The sequence below is a fragment of the Saccharopolyspora sp. ID03-671 genome (genome assembly GCF_045278815.1).
Classification (GTDB): domain Bacteria; phylum Actinomycetota; class Actinomycetes; order Mycobacteriales; family Pseudonocardiaceae; genus Saccharopolyspora; species Saccharopolyspora ipomoeae.
The window spans coordinates 4,129,957-4,146,342 of record NZ_CP134054.1; the positions used below are offsets into that span (position 1 = coordinate 4,129,957).

At 70.7% G+C, this 16,386-nt stretch carries 20 protein-coding genes; 18 read left to right on the top strand and 2 right to left on the bottom strand.

Annotation, left to right across the window (positions count from 1 at the left end; all coding sequences use genetic code 11):
- The first annotated feature begins 13 nt into the window (after window positions 1-13).
- The 6 genes from proC (at window position 14) to REH65_RS19040 (ending at window position 4,264) form a co-directional block, all read left to right on the top strand.
- Window positions 14-823, top strand: a complete 810-nt coding sequence (proC, locus tag REH65_RS19015) for a pyrroline-5-carboxylate reductase (protein ID WP_406688527.1) — start codon at window positions 14-16, stop codon at window positions 821-823.
- 279 nt (window positions 824-1,102) lie between these two features.
- A complete protein-coding gene (locus tag REH65_RS19020; RefSeq protein WP_281457470.1) occupies window positions 1,103-1,327 on the top strand; it encodes a helix-turn-helix domain-containing protein in 225 nt (74 codons plus the stop codon).
- A gap of 181 nt (window positions 1,328-1,508) precedes the next feature.
- Window positions 1,509-1,610, top strand: a complete 102-nt coding sequence (locus REH65_RS19025) for a 30S ribosomal protein bS22 (RefSeq protein ID WP_010241351.1) — start codon at window positions 1,509-1,511, stop codon at window positions 1,608-1,610.
- A gap of 145 nt (window positions 1,611-1,755) precedes the next feature.
- Window positions 1,756-2,790, top strand: coding sequence for an NAD-dependent epimerase/dehydratase family protein (locus REH65_RS19030; RefSeq protein ID WP_406688528.1), 1,035 nt, complete (start codon window positions 1,756-1,758; stop codon window positions 2,788-2,790).
- Between the two features lie 14 nt (window positions 2,791-2,804).
- On the top strand, window positions 2,805-3,713 hold the full coding sequence (locus tag REH65_RS19035) for a lysophospholipid acyltransferase family protein (RefSeq protein WP_406688529.1): 909 nt from the start codon (window positions 2,805-2,807) through the stop codon (window positions 3,711-3,713).
- Window positions 3,714-3,853: 140 nt separating this feature from the next.
- Window positions 3,854-4,264, top strand: coding sequence for a VOC family protein (locus REH65_RS19040; protein WP_406688530.1), 411 nt, complete (start codon window positions 3,854-3,856; stop codon window positions 4,262-4,264).
- A gap of 2 nt (window positions 4,265-4,266) precedes the next feature.
- Here the strand turns inward: REH65_RS19040 and REH65_RS19045 are convergent, their stop codons facing one another.
- Entirely contained in the window at window positions 4,267-5,154 is an 888-nt protein-coding gene (locus tag REH65_RS19045) for an HAD-IB family hydrolase (protein ID WP_281457508.1), read from the bottom strand.
- Between the two features lie 297 nt (window positions 5,155-5,451).
- A complete protein-coding gene (locus tag REH65_RS19050; RefSeq protein ID WP_406688531.1) occupies window positions 5,452-6,144 on the bottom strand; it encodes a sigma-70 family RNA polymerase sigma factor in 693 nt (230 codons plus the stop codon).
- Between the two features lie 410 nt (window positions 6,145-6,554).
- Here REH65_RS19050 and REH65_RS19055 point away from each other — a divergent pair, with 410 nt between their 5' ends.
- From REH65_RS19055 to REH65_RS19110, 12 genes are all read left to right on the top strand, one after another.
- Complete coding sequence (locus tag REH65_RS19055) at window positions 6,555-6,791, top strand: glutaredoxin family protein (RefSeq protein WP_406688532.1); 237 nt, start codon at window positions 6,555-6,557, stop codon at window positions 6,789-6,791.
- A 253-nt stretch (window positions 6,792-7,044) separates the two neighbouring features.
- Window positions 7,045-8,040, top strand: a complete 996-nt coding sequence (locus REH65_RS19060) for a redox-sensing transcriptional repressor Rex (RefSeq protein ID WP_406688533.1) — start codon at window positions 7,045-7,047, stop codon at window positions 8,038-8,040.
- Window positions 8,037-9,422, top strand: a complete 1,386-nt coding sequence (locus REH65_RS19065; RefSeq protein WP_406688534.1) for a glutamyl-tRNA reductase — start codon at window positions 8,037-8,039, stop codon at window positions 9,420-9,422. Before REH65_RS19060 ends, REH65_RS19065 begins: the two co-directional genes overlap by 4 nt.
- The gene (gene hemC, locus REH65_RS19070; RefSeq protein ID WP_281457478.1) at window positions 9,419-10,357 is read left to right on the top strand and encodes a hydroxymethylbilane synthase; all 939 of its coding nucleotides are present in this window, start codon (window positions 9,419-9,421) and stop codon (window positions 10,355-10,357) included. The genes REH65_RS19065 and hemC overlap by 4 nt, the downstream gene beginning before the upstream one ends.
- 14 nt (window positions 10,358-10,371) lie before the next feature.
- The gene (locus REH65_RS19075) at window positions 10,372-11,904 is read left to right on the top strand and encodes a bifunctional uroporphyrinogen-III C-methyltransferase/uroporphyrinogen-III synthase (RefSeq protein WP_281457479.1); all 1,533 of its coding nucleotides are present in this window, start codon (window positions 10,372-10,374) and stop codon (window positions 11,902-11,904) included.
- Window positions 11,905-12,177: 273 nt separating this feature from the next.
- Window positions 12,178-13,191, top strand: coding sequence for a porphobilinogen synthase (gene hemB, locus REH65_RS19080; protein ID WP_281457480.1), 1,014 nt, complete (start codon window positions 12,178-12,180; stop codon window positions 13,189-13,191).
- Entirely contained in the window at window positions 13,188-13,763 is a 576-nt protein-coding gene (locus REH65_RS19085; RefSeq protein WP_406688535.1) for a hypothetical protein, read from the top strand. The genes hemB and REH65_RS19085 overlap by 4 nt, the downstream gene beginning before the upstream one ends.
- Window positions 13,764-13,807: 44 nt before the next feature.
- Window positions 13,808-14,350 carry a hypothetical protein gene (locus tag REH65_RS19090; protein WP_406688536.1) on the top strand — a complete coding sequence of 181 codons (543 nt, stop codon included), beginning with the start codon at window positions 13,808-13,810 and terminating at the stop codon, window positions 14,348-14,350.
- A gap of 92 nt (window positions 14,351-14,442) precedes the next feature.
- Window positions 14,443-15,102 carry a hypothetical protein gene (locus REH65_RS19095; RefSeq protein ID WP_406688537.1) on the top strand — a complete coding sequence of 220 codons (660 nt, stop codon included), beginning with the start codon at window positions 14,443-14,445 and terminating at the stop codon, window positions 15,100-15,102.
- A gap of 3 nt (window positions 15,103-15,105) precedes the next feature.
- Complete coding sequence (locus REH65_RS19100; protein WP_281457485.1) at window positions 15,106-15,465, top strand: hypothetical protein; 360 nt, start codon at window positions 15,106-15,108, stop codon at window positions 15,463-15,465.
- Window positions 15,462-15,905, top strand: coding sequence for a DUF3093 family protein (locus tag REH65_RS19105; RefSeq protein ID WP_281457486.1), 444 nt, complete (start codon window positions 15,462-15,464; stop codon window positions 15,903-15,905). Before REH65_RS19100 ends, REH65_RS19105 begins: the two co-directional genes overlap by 4 nt.
- A gap of 79 nt (window positions 15,906-15,984) precedes the next feature.
- Complete coding sequence (locus REH65_RS19110; RefSeq protein ID WP_281457487.1) at window positions 15,985-16,317, top strand: hypothetical protein; 333 nt, start codon at window positions 15,985-15,987, stop codon at window positions 16,315-16,317.
- Window positions 16,318-16,386: the final 69 nt, after the last annotated feature.

Below are 16,386 nucleotides of genomic sequence, written 5' to 3' on the forward strand. Positions count from 1 at the left end.
CACCCTGAGGCGCATGACGACCATCGCCGTGCTCGGAGCCGGGAAGATCGGAGAAGCCCTGCTCTCGGGCCTGATCAAGGCAGGCCGGGCCCCGTCCGACCTGCTGTTCACCGAGCGCTTCCCGACCCGGGCCGAGGAGCTGACCAAGACCTACGGCATCTCGCACGTGGACGTGCCCGCGGCGGTGGAGCGCGCGGACGTCATCGTGGTCGCGGTCAAGCCGCAGGACATCGAGCCGCTGCTGGACGAGGTGGCGCCGAAGATCCCGTCGGGCAAGCTGGTCGTCTCGCTGTGCGCGGGCCTGCCGACGAAGCTGTTCGAGCGCCGGTTGCCGGAGGGCACGGCGGTCGTGCGGGTCATGCCGAACACGCCGATGCTGGTCGGCGAGGCGATGGCCGCCATCTCCGGCGGTGCGCACGCCGAGGAGCACCACCTGGACCTGGTCGAGGAGCTGCTGGGCAGCGTCGGCAAGGTCGCCCGCGTCCCGGAGAGCCAGCAGGACGCGGTCACCGCGCTGTCCGGATCGGGTCCGGCGTACTTCTTCTACCTGGTCGAGGCCATGATCGACGCCGGGATCCTGCTGGGCATCCCGCGCGCCACGGCCGCCGACCTCATCGTCCAGTCCGCTGTCGGGGCGGCCGCCATGCTCCGCGAGGGCGACGGCCACCCGGTGATGCTCCGCGAGGCGGTCACCTCCCCGGCGGGAACCACGATCGCGGGAATCCGCGAACTGGAGAAGCACGGAGTCCGCGCAGCCCTCATCGACGCCATCGAAGCGGCCCGAGACCGCTCGGTGGAGCTCGGCAAGGCCCACGAGGACTGACGAACGTCAGCCCACCGGCGAAGCCGGTTCCGGAGGGTCGCTGTGGGTGGGTGCGTCACCAGTGGACAGTTTTAGCCAGAATCACCCATGATCAATGTCCGTTTTGTCGGGACAATTATGGCTAAAACTGTCCACTGGCGACCTCCGCGCGGCACGGGTGGTTCCGAAGTCAACTCAACAATCTCGCTGTGTCCCGTTAGTCTCGGTGGAGCACGTGCGTGAGGTTTCCGGCGGAGGGGAAGCCGCCGGGGGCGACACGTGCGAAGGGCACGGTGAAGCATGTCTGCGAACTCCGAACCCAGCCAGCAGGCGCCTCCCAACATGGGTCAGGTGCGGTTCCTCACCGTCGCCGAGGTGGCCAAGCTGATGCGGGTCTCGAAGATGACCGTCTACCGGCTCGTGCACGCCGGTGAGCTGCCCGCGGCGCGGGTGGGGCGCTCGTTCCGGGTCGCCGAGAAGGACGTCCACGCCTACCTCGAGCACGCCTACTACGACGCGGGATGAGCCGACCGCGATGATCACCCCCAGGTGCGCCCGGGGGTGATCGAACCGCGCTTGCCGGACCACGGCGGCAGCCCCGAGACCAGGGCGGGTAAAGTTTTGGGTTGGTCGTGCCTGATGCGCTCCTGGCAGCTGCTCCGGCACGGAAGACGTTCGAACCGCCGTCAAGAGTGAAGGAGTCCGCATGGGCTCGGTCATCAAGAAGCGCCGCAAGCGTATGTCCAAGAAGAAGCACCGCAAGCTGCTTCGCAAGACGCGCGTCCAGCGTCGCAAGTTGGGCAAGTGATGTGAGAACCGCCGTCGACCACTGGAGTCGACGGCGGTTTTTCTTGCACGACCCCGCTTGGTAACGCCCGGTCAACCCGGTCGGGGGCGGGTGCGCCTGTAGCATCGATCTCGGGCGGCACTCCTTCGACTGCGCGGGGTGACTAATGGGGCCGAACGTCGTGCTGGTGACGGGTGTGAGCCGCTTCCTGGGCGGCCACCTGGCGGCGCGGCTGGCGGCGAACCCGGCGATCGACCGGGTGCTGGGGGTCGACACCGTCCAACCCGGTCGCGACCTGCTGCGGCGGATGGGGCGCACCGAGTTCGTGCGCGCCGACATCAGGAACCCGCTGATCAGCAAGGTCATCAACAACGCCGGGGTGGACACCGTGGTGCACGCGGCGATCAACACCCACACGGGTCCGGGCGGGCGCGCGACGCTCAAGGAGATGAACGTCATCGGCAGCATGCAGCTGCTCGCCGCCTGCCAGCAGTCTCCCCGGGTCCGCAAGGTCGTGGTGCGCTCCACCTGCGCCGTCTACGGGTCGAGCTCGCGGGATCCCGCCGTGTTCACCGAGGACGTCGAGCCCAAGGACCTGCCCTCGTCCGGCTACGCCAAGGACGCGGTCGAGATCGAGGGCTACGTGCGGGGTTTCGGCCGCCGCCGGCCCGACGTGGACATCACCACGCTGCGGTTCTCCAACCTGATCGGCCCGCGCATCGACGCGATGCTGGCCCGCTACTTCATGCTCCCGGTGGTGCCCACCGTCCTCGGTTTCGACGCGCGCTTCCAGCTGCTGCACTCGGAGGACGCGCTGGCCGTGCTGGAGCGCGCGACGCTCGGGGACAAGACCGGCGTCTACAACGTCGCCGGCGACGGGGTGCTGATGCTGTCCCAGGCGATCCGCCGCGCGGGCCGGGTGGCGCTGCCGCTGCCGAGCGTGTCCGTCCCGGCCGTGACGCAGCTGTTCCGCAGCGCCCGGCTGGTCGACTTCTCCCCGGAGCAGCTGCGCTTCCTCAACTTCGGCCGGGTGGTGGACGCCACACGGCTCCGTGAGACCTTCGGGTACACCCCGCGCTGGACCACCCAGCAGGCGTTCGACGACTTCGTGCGCGGTCGCGGACTCCGCCCCGTGGTGGAGCCGGACAACATCATGGCGCTGGAACGGCGCGCCGGGGACCTGCTTTCCAGACTGCGGTGAGAGACGGAGGCGCGATGGCCGATGCGCAGGTGATCCCGCTGCGACCGGAGGACGGCGACCGGATCCCGCCCCACCCCGAGGAACCGGGGTGGGAGGAGTCCGTCATCGACGTGCTCGCCTTCGCCCGCCGCCGCCTGCTCGGCGACTACCAGGTCGACGAGTTCGGCTTCGACGAGGAGCTCACCGACGAGGTGCTGCTGCGCCTGATCCGCCCGTTCTACGAGAAGTGGTTCCGGGTGGAGACCATCGGCGCGCACAACGTGCCCGAGACCGGGGCGCTGCTGGTCGCCAACCACTCCGGCACGCTGCCGTGGGACGCGCTGATGACCACCATCGCCGTGCACGACCACCACCCGGCCGAGCGGCACCTGCGGATGCTGGGCGCGGACCTGGTGTTCCGGATGCCGGTGCTGGGGCCGCTGGCCCGCAAGGCCGGGCACACGCTGGCCTGCAACCCCGACGCCGAGCGGCTGCTGACCAACGGCGAGCTCGTCGGCGTCTGGCCGGAGGGCTTCAAGGGCATCGGCAAACCGTTCAAGGACCGCTACAAGCTGCAGCGGTTCGGCCGCGGCGGCTTCGTGTCGGCCGCCCTGCGCACCGGGGCGCCGATCATCCCGTGCGCGATCGTCGGCGCCGAGGAGATCTACCCGAAGCTGGCCGATCTCAAGCCGCTCGCCCGCCTGCTGGGGCTGCCGTACTTCCCGGTGACCCCGCTGTTCCCGCACTTCGGCCCGTTGGGCGCGGTCCCGCTGCCGTCGAAGTGGTACATCGAGTTCGGCGAGCCGATCGAGACCAGCGGCTACCCGGAGGGCGCGGCCGACGACCCGATGCTGGTGTTCAGCCTCTCCGACCAGGTCCGCGAGATCATCCAGCAGACCCTCTACCGCCTGCTGTCCCAGCGCACGAACGTCTTCCTCGGCTGATATCCACCCGGTCTGATGATCCCGCCCCATCGGGCATGCAGGGGGCGCCGCCGGATGTTCAGGATGTAGCTGGCCGGCGCGACGGGCGGGGATGCCGCCGCGCCGGCCCGTCCGCACCCCTACTACTGGAGGCGATTCCGGTGGCGGCGAAGCTCAACCCGTACCTGCAGTTCAACGGCGACGCCCGGCAGGCGTTGGAGTTCTACCGCTCGGTGCTCGGCGGTGATCTGGCGCTGAACACCTACGGCCAGTTCGGTCAGGCCGACGGCCCGCTCGCGGACAAGATCATGCACGGGAACCTGATCTCCGAGCTCGGGTTCACGATCATGGCGGCCGACGCGCCGCCGGACACGACACCGCAGCCCGGCAGCAACTTCTCGATCAGCATCAGCGGCGAAGCGGCCGACGGCGACGCCCTCCGCGGCTACTTCGCGAAGCTCTCCGAGGGCGGCCAGGTCCACGTCCCGCTAGAGAAGCAGATGTGGGGCGACGAGTTCGGCATGTGCACCGACAGGTTCGGCATCAACTGGATGGTCGACATCTCCGGTTGAGCTCAGGAGCGGTCGCGGCGGCGGTAGGCCATGCCCGCTGCGACCGCTCCGGCCGCCGCTCCCGCGCCGAGCATGGAGTTGAGGCCGATGCGGACGGCCTTGCGGCCGGTGCGGAAGTCGCGGACCTCCCACTCGCGGGCGCGCGCGATCTCGCGGAGCCGCTGGTCCGGGTTCACCGCGACGGCCGTGCCCACCACGGACAGCATCGGGATGTCGTTGGCCGAGTCCGAGTAGGCGGTGCAGCGCCGCAGGTCCAGGCCCTCGCTGGCGGCGATCGCTCGGACCGCGTGCGCCTTCGCGCGACCGTGCAGCATCTCGCCGACGAGCCGGCCGGTGTAGATCCCGTTCTCGCTCTCCGACACCGTGCCCAGCGCGCCGGTCAGGCCCAGCCGCCGCGCGATGATCGAGGCCAGCTCGACCGGGGTCGCGGTCACCAGCCAGACCCGCTGACCGGCGTCGAGGTGCATCTGCGCGAGCGCGCGGGTGCCCGCCCAGATCCGGTCGGCCATCAGCTCGTCGTAGATCTCCTCGCTGAGGTTCACCAGCTCCTCGACGCTGCGCCCGGCCACGAACGACAGCGCCTGCTCCCGGCTGGCCTGGATGTCCTGCGGGTTCTCCCGCCCGCCGATGCGGAACTTGAGCTGCTGCCAGGCGAATCCGGCCAGGTCACCGGCGTTGAAGAACTTGCGGGCGGCCAGACCTCGGGCGAAGTGGAACAGCGAGGCGCCCATCATCATCGTGTTGTCGACGTCGAAGAACGCCGCCGCGGTCAGGTCGGGCGGCGTCGTGAGCGTGCCGTCCTGGACCGGGGCAGCGGCGACCGCGGCCTCCGCTGAGGCGCGACCCGCTACCTTCGCGCTGTCGATCTGCTCTGTGCTGGACGTGCGCATGCCGTTGTGGTCCGCGTCATCGGCCGAGCCCTGCCGTGTCGGCACCGCCGCGCCTCCCGGGTTCCTCCGGAGTGGTGATGTGCGAAGTCCGTGGTCCGATCCGACCCGCTCCGAGGATGCCGTCCGGGTCGGCGTCCTCCTAGCTTAAGACCTCGCCCGCGCCACGATTGCGCACCTACGCCGGGAACGGCAAGAACCTTGATCGTGTCGAAGCGGCGGAGCCGCTTTTTCTTCTCGGTGAGCTGCCTCGCGGCCCCACCCGCACCGCCGAGCGGGGGGAGCGCGATCTCCTGAGGACTAGCGGAGATCGTCGGGCAGGAGCTGGGCCAGTCGGCGGACCGCGCGGTGCTGCAGGGCCTTGACGGCGCCCTCGTTCCGTTGCATCGCCACGGCGGTCTCGGTCACCGAGAGGTCCTGCAGGAACCGCAGCCGGATGCATTCCCGCTGGTCGGGGTTGAGCTGGCGGATGCACTGCAGCAGCTCGCTGTTGGTGGCGTCGAGCAGCACCTGGTGCTCGGGCCCGACGTGCGAGCCCTTGGCGGGCAGGTGGTCGGTGACCTCCGAGGTGGGGATCTCCAGCCGGTTCCGGCTCGACTTGATGTGGTCGAGGATGAGGTTCTTGGCGATGGTGATGAACCAGGCCGCCACGTCGCGGCCCTGGTAGCTGATCGAGGCGATGCGCCGCAGCGCCCGCAGGAACGTCTCGCTGGTGATGTCCTCGGCCAGGCAGTGATCGCTGACCCGGAACAGCACGTACCGGTAGACGGTCTGCGAGTACTCGTCGTAGAGCCTGCCGAAGGCGTCGTTGTCGCCCTGCTGGGCCGCGCTGACGTAGGCCCAGCTGTCGGGGACGCGGTTGTCCAGGACGGTGTCCGCGATCTCCGACCAGGCGTCGGGCGTGCTCGGTGAACTCACAGGCCGTGACCGCACGTGGTGAGTGCGGCCTGCGGTGTCGGGGGCGGGGGGTGCGAGCGTCTCGGGGCTGCTCATCTCCGGCGACCTCCTGCCTTCGTTGGCTTCGCCGACTGGCGGTGGTACGGGGACGCACCGCGCCGGCAACCATGTCGTCGTGCCCGTGACGGACACCTGATCCGGGGACCGATCAGGGCCGACGGGTTGCGCCGGTACCGCTCGATCGGGCCTTCACTCGACTGGCCGACCTCCCACCGAAGTGGGCGTTGGAGCAGCAGCATACGTGTTGTTACTCAGAAGTAGGTAGTTCATTGCGGTGACGGTCCGGTCGCGTTGCGTGGCCTCCTGGCGGGATGAGCCCGATCACGCCGGGTGATTTTGGCCACGTGAGCAGGACGATCGCGCCAGTGAGCCCGGTCTCCGCCCGGTCGCGGGCTGAGTACGTTGGAGTCGCGGATTTTTTTCGAACGACCCGCCGAGGAGGCGACGTGCACGAGGTCACCGTGATCTCCCGCGAGGGCTGCCACTCCTGCGTCGACGCGATCTCCGACGTGCGCCGGATCTGCGATGAGCTGGGGGTCCCGTGGTCGGTCAGCGACGTCGACGGCGACTCGGAGCTGCGCGCCGAGTACGGCGACCGGGTCCCGGTGATCTTGATCGATGGAGCCGAGCACGGTTTCTGGAAGGTCGAGGAGGAACGCCTCCGCCGAGCGCTGGGCGACTAGCCCCGGTTCGGAGCCCGCGAGCCCCGTCACGTGCCCTGTACCACCCGTTTTGGCACTTCAGGGGGGTATCCGCAATGATGGCGGGGAAGGTTTGCGCCTCCGGTGCTGCGGCCCCCGCCGACTTTGTGCATGCATTCACAAATGGCTACGGTGTAAGGGTCGTGCCGCCGGAACTCCCCGCCGGATTCTCCGGCGCGGATCAGCGGATCAGGTGGTTCGGTCTCACCGCTTCCCCGGTGTTCGTCCCACCTCGATGCCGCCCGAGGGGCAGACCACCAGCAGGCGAGGGAGATCCAGCGTGACGGCCCAAGGAGCGGACGTGCCAGAAGGAGACGGGCAGAGCTCTGCCCGGACCGCTGCGTCCCCGCGGACCCCGGACGCCGACGCGACCGACGCCGCCGGCACCAACGGGAGCCAGAACAACGGCGACCAGACCAACGGCGACCAGACCAATGGGGCGGCCATCGAGGTCCCGGCCGCTCGCGAGCGCGCCCGCTCCATCCCGGAGGCGGCCGTCGCCCGGCTCGCGGTCTACCTGCGCGCCCTGTCCTCGCTCGCCGAGCAGGACATCACCACGGTCTCCAGTGAGGAGCTGGCCACCGCGGCGGGCGTGAACTCCGCCAAGCTGCGCAAGGACCTCTCCTACATCGGCTCCTACGGCACCCGCGGCGTCGGCTACGAGGTCGAGGTGCTGATCGGTCAGATCGAGCGGACGCTCGGCCTGACCCGCAAGCACAGCGTCGCCGTGGTCGGGATCGGCAACCTCGGCCACGCGCTGGCCAACTACGGCGGGTTCCCCGGCCGCGGTTTCCCGGTGTCGGCGCTGTTCGACCTCGACGACGACCTGGTCGGCGTGCCGGTCGGCGGCATCCCGGTCAGCCACATCGACGACATCGTCGACGTGTGCTCCCAGCGCGAGGTCACCATCGGCGTCATCGCCACCCCCACCCAGGGCGCGCAGGAGGTCTGCGACCGCCTGGTGGCGGGCGGCGTCACGTGCATCCTGAACTTCGCCCCGGTCGTGCTGCAGGTTCCCGAGCACGTCGAGGTGCGCAAGGTCGACTTGGCGGTGGAGATGCAGATCCTGTCGTTCCACGTGGCCCGGCGGCAGCAGGAAGCGGCCGCCTCCGGCGAAGCCGCGTCCGGTCAGGTCGCGTCCGGCCAGGTCAACGGGGCCGGTCCGCCGGGCGGCGGCGCAGGGCTCCCGGGCGAGATCGATTCGGCGAACAGGATGGTGGAACGGCTGTGAACCTGCTCACCGTCGGGATTTCCCACCACAGCGCCCCGGTCCGGGTCCTGGAGCGGGTCGCCATCAGTGGCGGGGACATCAACAAGATCCTCGACGAGCTCGTGCTCCGCGAGCACATCGCCGAGGCGTTCGTGATCTCCACCTGCAACCGGGTCGAGATCTACGCGCTGGCCGAGACCTTCCACGGCGGCCTGGACGACGTGACGGCCGTGCTGTCGCGGCACTCCGGCGCCGAGGTCTCCGAGCTGGCCGACCACCTCTACGTCTACTACGCCGGTGCCGCCGTCGAGCACCTGTTCTCGGTGTCGTCCGGGCTGGACTCGATGGTCGTCGGCGAGGCCCAGATCCTCGGCCAGCTGCGCCAGGCCTACGGCACCGCCGACGAGCGCGGCACCGTCGGCAAGACGCTGCACGAGCTGGCCCAGCAGGCGCTGCGCGTCGGCAAGCGGGTGCACAGCGAGACCGGCATCGACAACGAGGGCGCCTCGGTCGTCTCCGAAGCCCTGGCCGACGCCGAGATCGCGCTCGACGGGCTCGCGGGCAAGAACGCGCTGCTGGTCGGTGCGGGCTCGATGGGCGGCCTGACCGCCGCGCAGCTCAAGCGCGCCGGCATCGGCCGCATCGTCATCGCCAACCGCACCGCCGCCAACGGCGAGCGGCTGGCCGAGTCGCTGCGCGCCGACGGCGTGGACGCCGGGACCGCGGACCTGTCCGGCCTGGCCGAGGCGATCGCCGCCGCCGACCTGGTCGTGGCCTGCACCGGCGCGGTCGGTGCGGTGGTGACCGAGGATGTCGTGTCGGCCGCGCTGACCGTCCGCGACGACCGGCCGCTGCTGTGCTGCGACCTCGGTCTGCCGCGCGACATCGCCGCCGAGGTCGGCGACCTGCCCGGCGTCACCGTCGTCGACCTGGCGAGCCTGCAGCAGCGGCTGTCGGCCAAGCAGGGCGGCAACGAGTCCGACCGGGCCGCCGAGATCGTCGCCGAGGAGGTGCGCGGCTACCTCGCCGCGCAGCGCTCGGCCGAGGTGACCCCCACGGTCACCGCGCTCCGCAAGCGCGCCGCCGAGGTCGTCGACAGCGAGCTGCTGCGGCTGGACTCGCGGCTGCCCGACATCGACGCCCCGACCCGCGAGGAGCTCAGCCGCACCGTCCGCCGCGTGGTGGACAAGCTGCTGCACTCGCCGACCGTGCGCGTCAAGCAACTCGCGTCGCAGCCGGGCGGTTCCGGCTACGCCGACGCCCTCCGCGAACTCTTCGAGCTCGACCCGCAGACCGCTGCGGTGATCGGCACCCCGCAGGCCGAGGAGAACCTCCCCGGCGGTGTCACGGTCGCCCAGGCGTTGCTGCGCGGACGAGCGGAACAGGACGGTGAGGACCGTTGAACAAGACCCTCCGCATCGGCACCCGGGGCAGCGCGCTGGCGATGGCGCAGAGCACGTGGGTCGCCGAGCAGCTGGAGGCGGCCGGTTACCCGACCCAGCTGGTGACCGTCGCGACCCCCGGTGACAAGTCGATGGCCCCGATCGCCGAGATCGGTGTCGGCGTGTTCACCTCGGCGCTGCGCGAGGCGCTCGCCGCCGACGAGGTCGACGTCGCGATCCACTCCTACAAAGACCTGCCGACCGAACCGGACCCCCGGTTGTCGCTGGCCGCCGTCCCGGTCCGGGAGGACCCGAGGGACGCGCTGGTGGCACGGGACGGTCTGACGCTCGGCGAACTGCCCCCGGGGTCCGTTGTGGGCACCGGTTCGCCGCGCCGCGCCAGTCAGCTCCGGGCCGCAGGCCTGGGGCTGGAGGTGCGCGGCATCCGCGGCAATGTGGACACCCGAATGCGCAAGGTGACCGACGGCGAGCTGGACGCCGTCGTCCTCGCCCGCGCCGGGCTGGCCCGGGTGGGCCGGCTTTCGGTGATCACGGAAACGCTCGATCCGCTGCAGATGCTGCCCGCGCCCGCCCAGGGCGCGCTCGCAGTGGAATGCCGCGTCGAAGACGTGGACACAGAGCACCTGCTGCAGTCCGTTTTGGACGATCAGGCCAGCCGCGCCGCGGTTGCCGCCGAACGCGCCGTGCTGGCCCGGCTCGAAGCCGGTTGCCACGCGCCGGTCGGTGCGCTGGCCGAGGTGGTGGAGGACCTCGACGACGACGGGCGCGTGGCGCTGCGCCTGTCCGTGCGTGGAGTGGTGGCGACAGACGACGACGTTCTGGTCCGCGCCTCCGCCACTGGTGAGACGACCGCCGCAGAGCAGCTCGGCCTGGAACTGGCCGATGAGCTGCTCGAAGCCCGGGCCGCACTGCTCAGCGGCCCCGGCAGTAGTTGATGGGGAGTGCCCTGATGACCCGAGCACGTAAGACCCCCGGACGGATTGCTTTCGTGGGCTCCGGTCCCGGTGACGCGGGACTGCTCACCGTTCGGGGCCGGGATGTGATCGCCCGCGCTTCGCTGCTGGTGACCGACCCGGACGTACCTTCCGACATCGTCGCCCTGGCCGCCGAGGGGGCGGAGGTCCGCCCCGCCGTCGGCGACCCGGCCGACGTCGCCAAGGACCTGGCCAACGAGGCCGACACCGGCCGCAACGTGGTCCGGCTCGTCGCCGGCGACCCGCTGACCGCCGACGCGGTGGTCCGCGAGACGCAGGAGGTCGCCAAGACCGAGGCGCCGTTCGACGTGATCCCCGGTGTCGCCAGCGGCAGCGCGGTTCCGGCCTACGCCGGCATCGCGCTGGGCGCGGTGCACACCGAGGTCGACGTCCGCGGTGACGCCGACTGGCCCGCGCTGGCCGGTGTTCCCGGCGCGCTGGTGCTGCACACGACCGGCAGCCACCTCGCCGAGGCGGCGTCGCGGCTGGTCGAGCACGGCCGTCCGGCGACCACCCCCGTCGCGGTGACCGCGTCCGGCACCACGGTGGCGCAGCGCACGATCGACACCACGCTGGCCTCGCTGGCCGCCGACGCCGGTGAGCTGCAGGGCCACCTGGTGGTGACGATCGGCGACATCGTCTCCGAGCGGAACAAGCTGTCCTGGTGGGAGTCCCGCGCCCTGTACGGCTGGAAGATCCTGGTGCCGCGCACCAAGGAGCAGGCCGGTGTGATGAGCGAGCGGCTGTGGTCGCACGGTGCGGTCTCGCACGAGGTGCCGACCATCTCCGTGGAGCCGCCGCGCAGCCCCGCGCAGATGGAGCGCGCGGTCAAGGGCCTGGTCGACGGCCGCTACCAGTGGGTCGTGTTCACCTCGGCGAACGCGGTCCGCGCGGTGTGGGAGAAGTTCGCGGAGTTCGGCCTGGACGCCCGCGCGTTCTCCGGTGTGAAGATCGCCTGCGTCGGCGAGGCCACCGCGGAGAAGGTGCGCGCCTTCGGCATCATCCCGGAGCTGCTGCCCTCGGGTGACCAGTCGAGCGAGGGCCTGCTGCAGGAGTTCCCGCCGCACGACGACATCCTGGACCCGGTGGACCGGGTGCTGCTGCCGCGCGCCGACATCGCCACCGAGACGCTGTCGGCGGGTCTGCAGGAGCGCGGCTGGGAGGTCGACGACGTGACGGCCTACCGGACCGTCCGCGCCGCGCCGCCGCCGGCCGAGACCCGCGAGATGATCAAGACCGGTGGTTTCGACGCGGTCTGCTTCACCTCGTCCTCCACGGTGCGCAACCTGGTCGGCATCGCGGGCAAGCCGCACGCCCGCACGCTGGTCGCCTGCATCGGCCCGAACACGGCCGAAACGGCCAAGGAGTTCGGCCTGCGCGTCGACGTGCAGCCCGAGGCCCCCAGGGTCGAGGAGCTGGTCGACGCCCTGGCGGCCCACGCGGCCCGCCTCCGCGCGGAAGGCGCTCTGCCGCCCCCGCGCAAGGCCAAGCGAGCCCGCCGCAGCTGAAGCACCTGACCGAAGGGCGCCTCCCCACCGGGGAGGCGCCCTTCGTCATCTCCGTCCCTCGCATCCCTCCGGCGAAAACCCCTCCTTGGGCGTCGTGATGGGAACAGCCTGGGTACCAGCTGGATCCCGGCGCCGGTGGTGGTTCGCCGCGGACCTGCACCCCGTCGGTGCGGCGGTTCCGGTCACCATCCGTCGAGGCCTGCGGAGTGCGGATGGGTGGGATCGCTACGCTCGGGGGGTCACCCCGCCGAGTCTGCTTGGGGAGCCGCAGTTATGTACCCGACGAGCCGTCCCCGTCGTCTCCGCCGCAATCCGGCGGTGCGTCGTCTGGTGTCCGAGACCTCCGTGGAGCCGCGGCACCTGGTGCTGCCGATGTTCGTCCGCGAGGGCGCCACCGAGCCGTCGCCGATCTCCTCGATGCCGGGAGTCGTCCAGCACAGCCGCGATTCCCTGAAGAAGGCCGCCGTCGAGGCGGTCAGCGCGGGTGTCGGCGGGCTGATGCTCTTCGGCGTGCCGGAGGAGCACGACGCGGTCGGATCGGGCGCGGTCGACCCGGACGGCATCCTCAACGTCGCGCTGCGCGACCTGCGCGCCGAGGTCGGGGACAGCACGGTGCTGATGGCGGACCTGTGCCTGGACGAGTTCACCGACCACGGCCACTGCGGCGTGCTGGACGAGGACGGCAACGTCGACAACGACCGCACGCTGCAGATCTACGGCGAGATGGGCGTGGTGCAGGCGCAGTCCGGCGCCCACGTGGTCGCGCCCAGCGGCATGATGGACGGCCAGGTCGGCGTGATCCGCGATTCGCTGGACGCCACCGGCTACGACGACGTGTCGATCATGGCCTACTCCGCGAAGTACGCCTCGGCGTTCTTCGGCCCGTTCCGCGAGGCCGTCGACTCCCAGCTCAAGGGCGACCGCAAGACCTACCAGCAGGACCCGGCCAACGGCCGCGAAGCCCTGCGCGAAGCCGACCTCGACCTGGCCGAGGGCGCCGACGTGGTGATGGTCAAGCCCGCTCTGTCCTACCTGGACGTGCTGCGCGACATCGCCGGCGTCGCCGACGTGCCGGTCGCCGCCTACCAGGTCTCCGGCGAGTACGCGATGGTCGAGGCGGCCGTGGCGAACGGCTGGCTCGACCGGAAGCGCACCGTGCTGGAGACGCTGACGTCGATCCGCCGCGCGGGCGCCGACATCGTGCTCACCTACTGGGCGACCGAAGCGGCCCAGTGGCTTCGGGACTCGGGGTTCCAGGGCTCGGGGTTGCAGGACGCGCGCGCATGACCGGAGTGGAGCAGCAGGTGGACGCCTTCGGCCGACCCGTCAAGCAGCCCGAACCGCCGCAGCCGCCCCGGGCGCTGCAGATCGCGCGGTGGCTGTGGGTGGCCTCGGTGCTGGTCGGCGTGGTGCAGGCGTTCATCCAGCTGCTCGACCGCGAGCGGCTGATCGGCGAGCTGCGGCAGCTCCAGCCGGAGATGACCCAGACCGACCTGGACGCCGCCGCCAACAGCGGCATCATGTTCACCTTCATGTTCAAGGCGCTGACGCTGATGGTGTACGTGCTGCTGAGCAGGCGGGTGCTGGAGGCCCGCAACTGGGCCCGGGTGACGCTGACCGTGTTCGGCGCGTTCGGAGTGCTCAACGCCGTGATCACGGTGCTGACGGTGTCGCTGGTCGGCCCGGAGCTGATCGAGCAGCTCACCGGGATGGCCGTGGGCGGCTCGGACGTGGTGTTCGCGGTGCTGGTGGCCGCGGTGGAGGTCGCCGCGATCGTGCACATGTACCGGCCGGAGTCCAACCGCTTCATCCGGGAGAACCGGGGTCACCGCCCGCAGCCGCCGCGCACCGTGCTGTGACTGTCGCGTTGGACACCCCGCCGGGGTGTTCCTAGTCTGGCCTGGTGACGCCGCCTGACGCAGTCAACCCGTACGGAGCCGCCCCGCCGCCCCCGGAAGGCTCCGGGTCGCGGCGGCCGCGCACGGTCGACTACTCGTTCTGGGCGGGCATCGCCTGCCCGATCATCGGGTTCGTGCTGCTCGCGCTGTCGTTTTCGGTGATCACCGACGCCGAGCTGGAGATGATCCTCGGCGAGGCGGGAGCGGCCGGCGGGCAGACGCTCACCCTCGACCAGGCCCGCGCGCTGTTCCGGGTGACGATGGCGATCGTGGTGGTGTTCTGCCTGGTCCTGGCCGGGTTGTGGATCATGTTCCTGATCTTCATGCGCAACGGCCGCAACTGGGCCCGCATCGTGATCACGGTGGTCGGCGCTCTCTGGTTCCTGCTCACGATCCCCACGGTCATCGGCGGAGCCACCGGCGCCGTCCTGACCACCCTCGCCGCGGTCCTCCAACTCGCGGCCCTCGCAGCCACGATCATCTACGCCTACCTCACCCCCTCCAACCCCCACTTCCAACCCCGCACCACGCCCCCGGGCCACTTCTGACCCGAATCGCAGCCCGTGCGATCCGCGTCGTGTTCGGGGGTACTTGACCTGAAGTGGTGGACAGGGGTATCGGGGGTTTCTAGGGTTCTTGCGTGAGTTATCCGCAGAATCCTTGGCAGCAGGGTGGTTACCCGCAGTCGGGGACCCCGTCGGGTGGTTTTCCGCAGCAGGCTCCCGGCGGTTACCAGCCCCATCCGCAGAACCCGTTCAGCGCGCCGCCGGTGCCGGTGCACGAGATGGCGGTGCCGCGCCGTCCCGCCACCGTGGAGACCGCGTTCTGGATCGCCGTGGTGCTCCCGCTGCTGGTGACGGTGCTCAACGTGGTCAGCTACCTGCTGCTGCAGGGCTGGGTGCAGGACTCGATCGCCGGCGGGACGGACGAGGATCTCGCGGCGGAGATGTCGTCGGCCGTCAACGGCGTGATGATGGTCTTCTTCATCGTCCTGACGATCTTCTACCTGATCCTGACCGGGCTGTGGATCGCCTTCGGCTTCAAGCTGCGGGCCGGGCGCAACTGGGCGCGCGTCACCCTCACGATCTTCGCCGGGTTCTGGGCGATGTCCAGCGTCGGCACGCTCGGCTCCGGCGGCGTGGCGGCCGGGATGGCCGACGGCGACGCGCTGCCAGGCTCCTACTACGCGCTGAGCTACGTGCAGGGCGGGCTCGGCGTGCTCGGCACGGTGGCCTTCGTGGTGCTGGTCTTCATGTCGGCCTCCAACGCCTACTTCGACGCCTCCCGCCCCCGGTACTGACGGATGGCACCGCCGAAACCGCTGCGGATCTCCGTCGTGCTGTGGTGGGTCGTCGCGCTGCTGCTCCTCCTGGAGACCGGGCTGAGCTGGTTCGACCCGGCGATCGAGGACCGGTTGCTGCTGGTCAACACCGTCGTCGGGATCGTCTTGGCCGCGATCTACCTGGTGCTGGGGGCGATGGTGTTCCGCCGCAGGGCGTGGGCGCGGCTCGCGCTCACGATCTTCGCGGCCGCGCACCTGGTGCTGATGGTCGTTTCGGGTGCCGGTTTCGGCATCCCGATGCTCCTGCTTGCGCTCGGTGTCGCCGGAACCGTATTGATGTGGGCGCGGCAGAGCTCCGACTGGCTGACAGGAGAGCGATGAGCGATCCGGTGTTGTACTCCGAACGCGGCAGCAGCTGGTGGCCGGTGCTCTGGGGGCCGGTGTTCGCGGGACTCGGACTGGTCGCCGAGCAGGTCACGCTGGGGCCGGAGCACGTGGCGATGTGGATCTTCGTCGGCCTCGGGCTCGCCGTGGCCGCCGCGATCTGGGTCTACGGCAGGCGCAGGCTGCTGTCGGTCACCCTGACCCCGTCCGAACTGGTGCTCGGCCGGGAGACCGTCGAGGTCAAGCGCATCGCCTCGGTCAGCGACGTCGGCGCACCGGTCGGCGCGCGGGTGCTCGGCGGCAGCTGGACCACCCCGAAGGGGACCGGCGAGATCCCGCTGCGCCTCGACGACGACACCGTCGTGCTGGCCTGGGCCAAGGACTCCGAGAAGCTCTCCGCCGAGCTGACCAGGCTCGTCGAGAAGTCCGAGTTGTAGTCGCCCGGGCGGCAGTCGCTTGGGCTGCAGTCGGCGGATCGGCGCGGTCCGGAACGCGGGATGTGAGACGCTTTCGGCCGTGACTGCCGAACCGTGGCCCAGCGACGGGCCGAAGCTCGACGGCGACGCCGAACCGGAACGCGCCGGTGGCCGGCTCAACCAGCCGTGGCGGGCGGCGGTGGCCGGGATCGAACTGGTCGCCGCGGTCGCCCTCGGGCTGCTGGCCTGGTGGGCGTGGGGCCGGGGCGTGGTGACCATCTACCTGCCCGGACCGCACGGCGCCGTCGACGTCGTGACCCGCTCCCTCGGCAGCTGGCTGTCGGGCTCGGTGATCGCCGCGACCCTGGGCGGACTGCTGCTCATCGACGCCGTGCGCCAGATCGTCCTCGCCGCCCGAGCGGGTCGCGAGTAGGCGCGCTCCGCGCACGCGTCGGAGCCGCGTTCTCCTCCACCACCTGAGGCGCCGGCACCGCGACCTGCA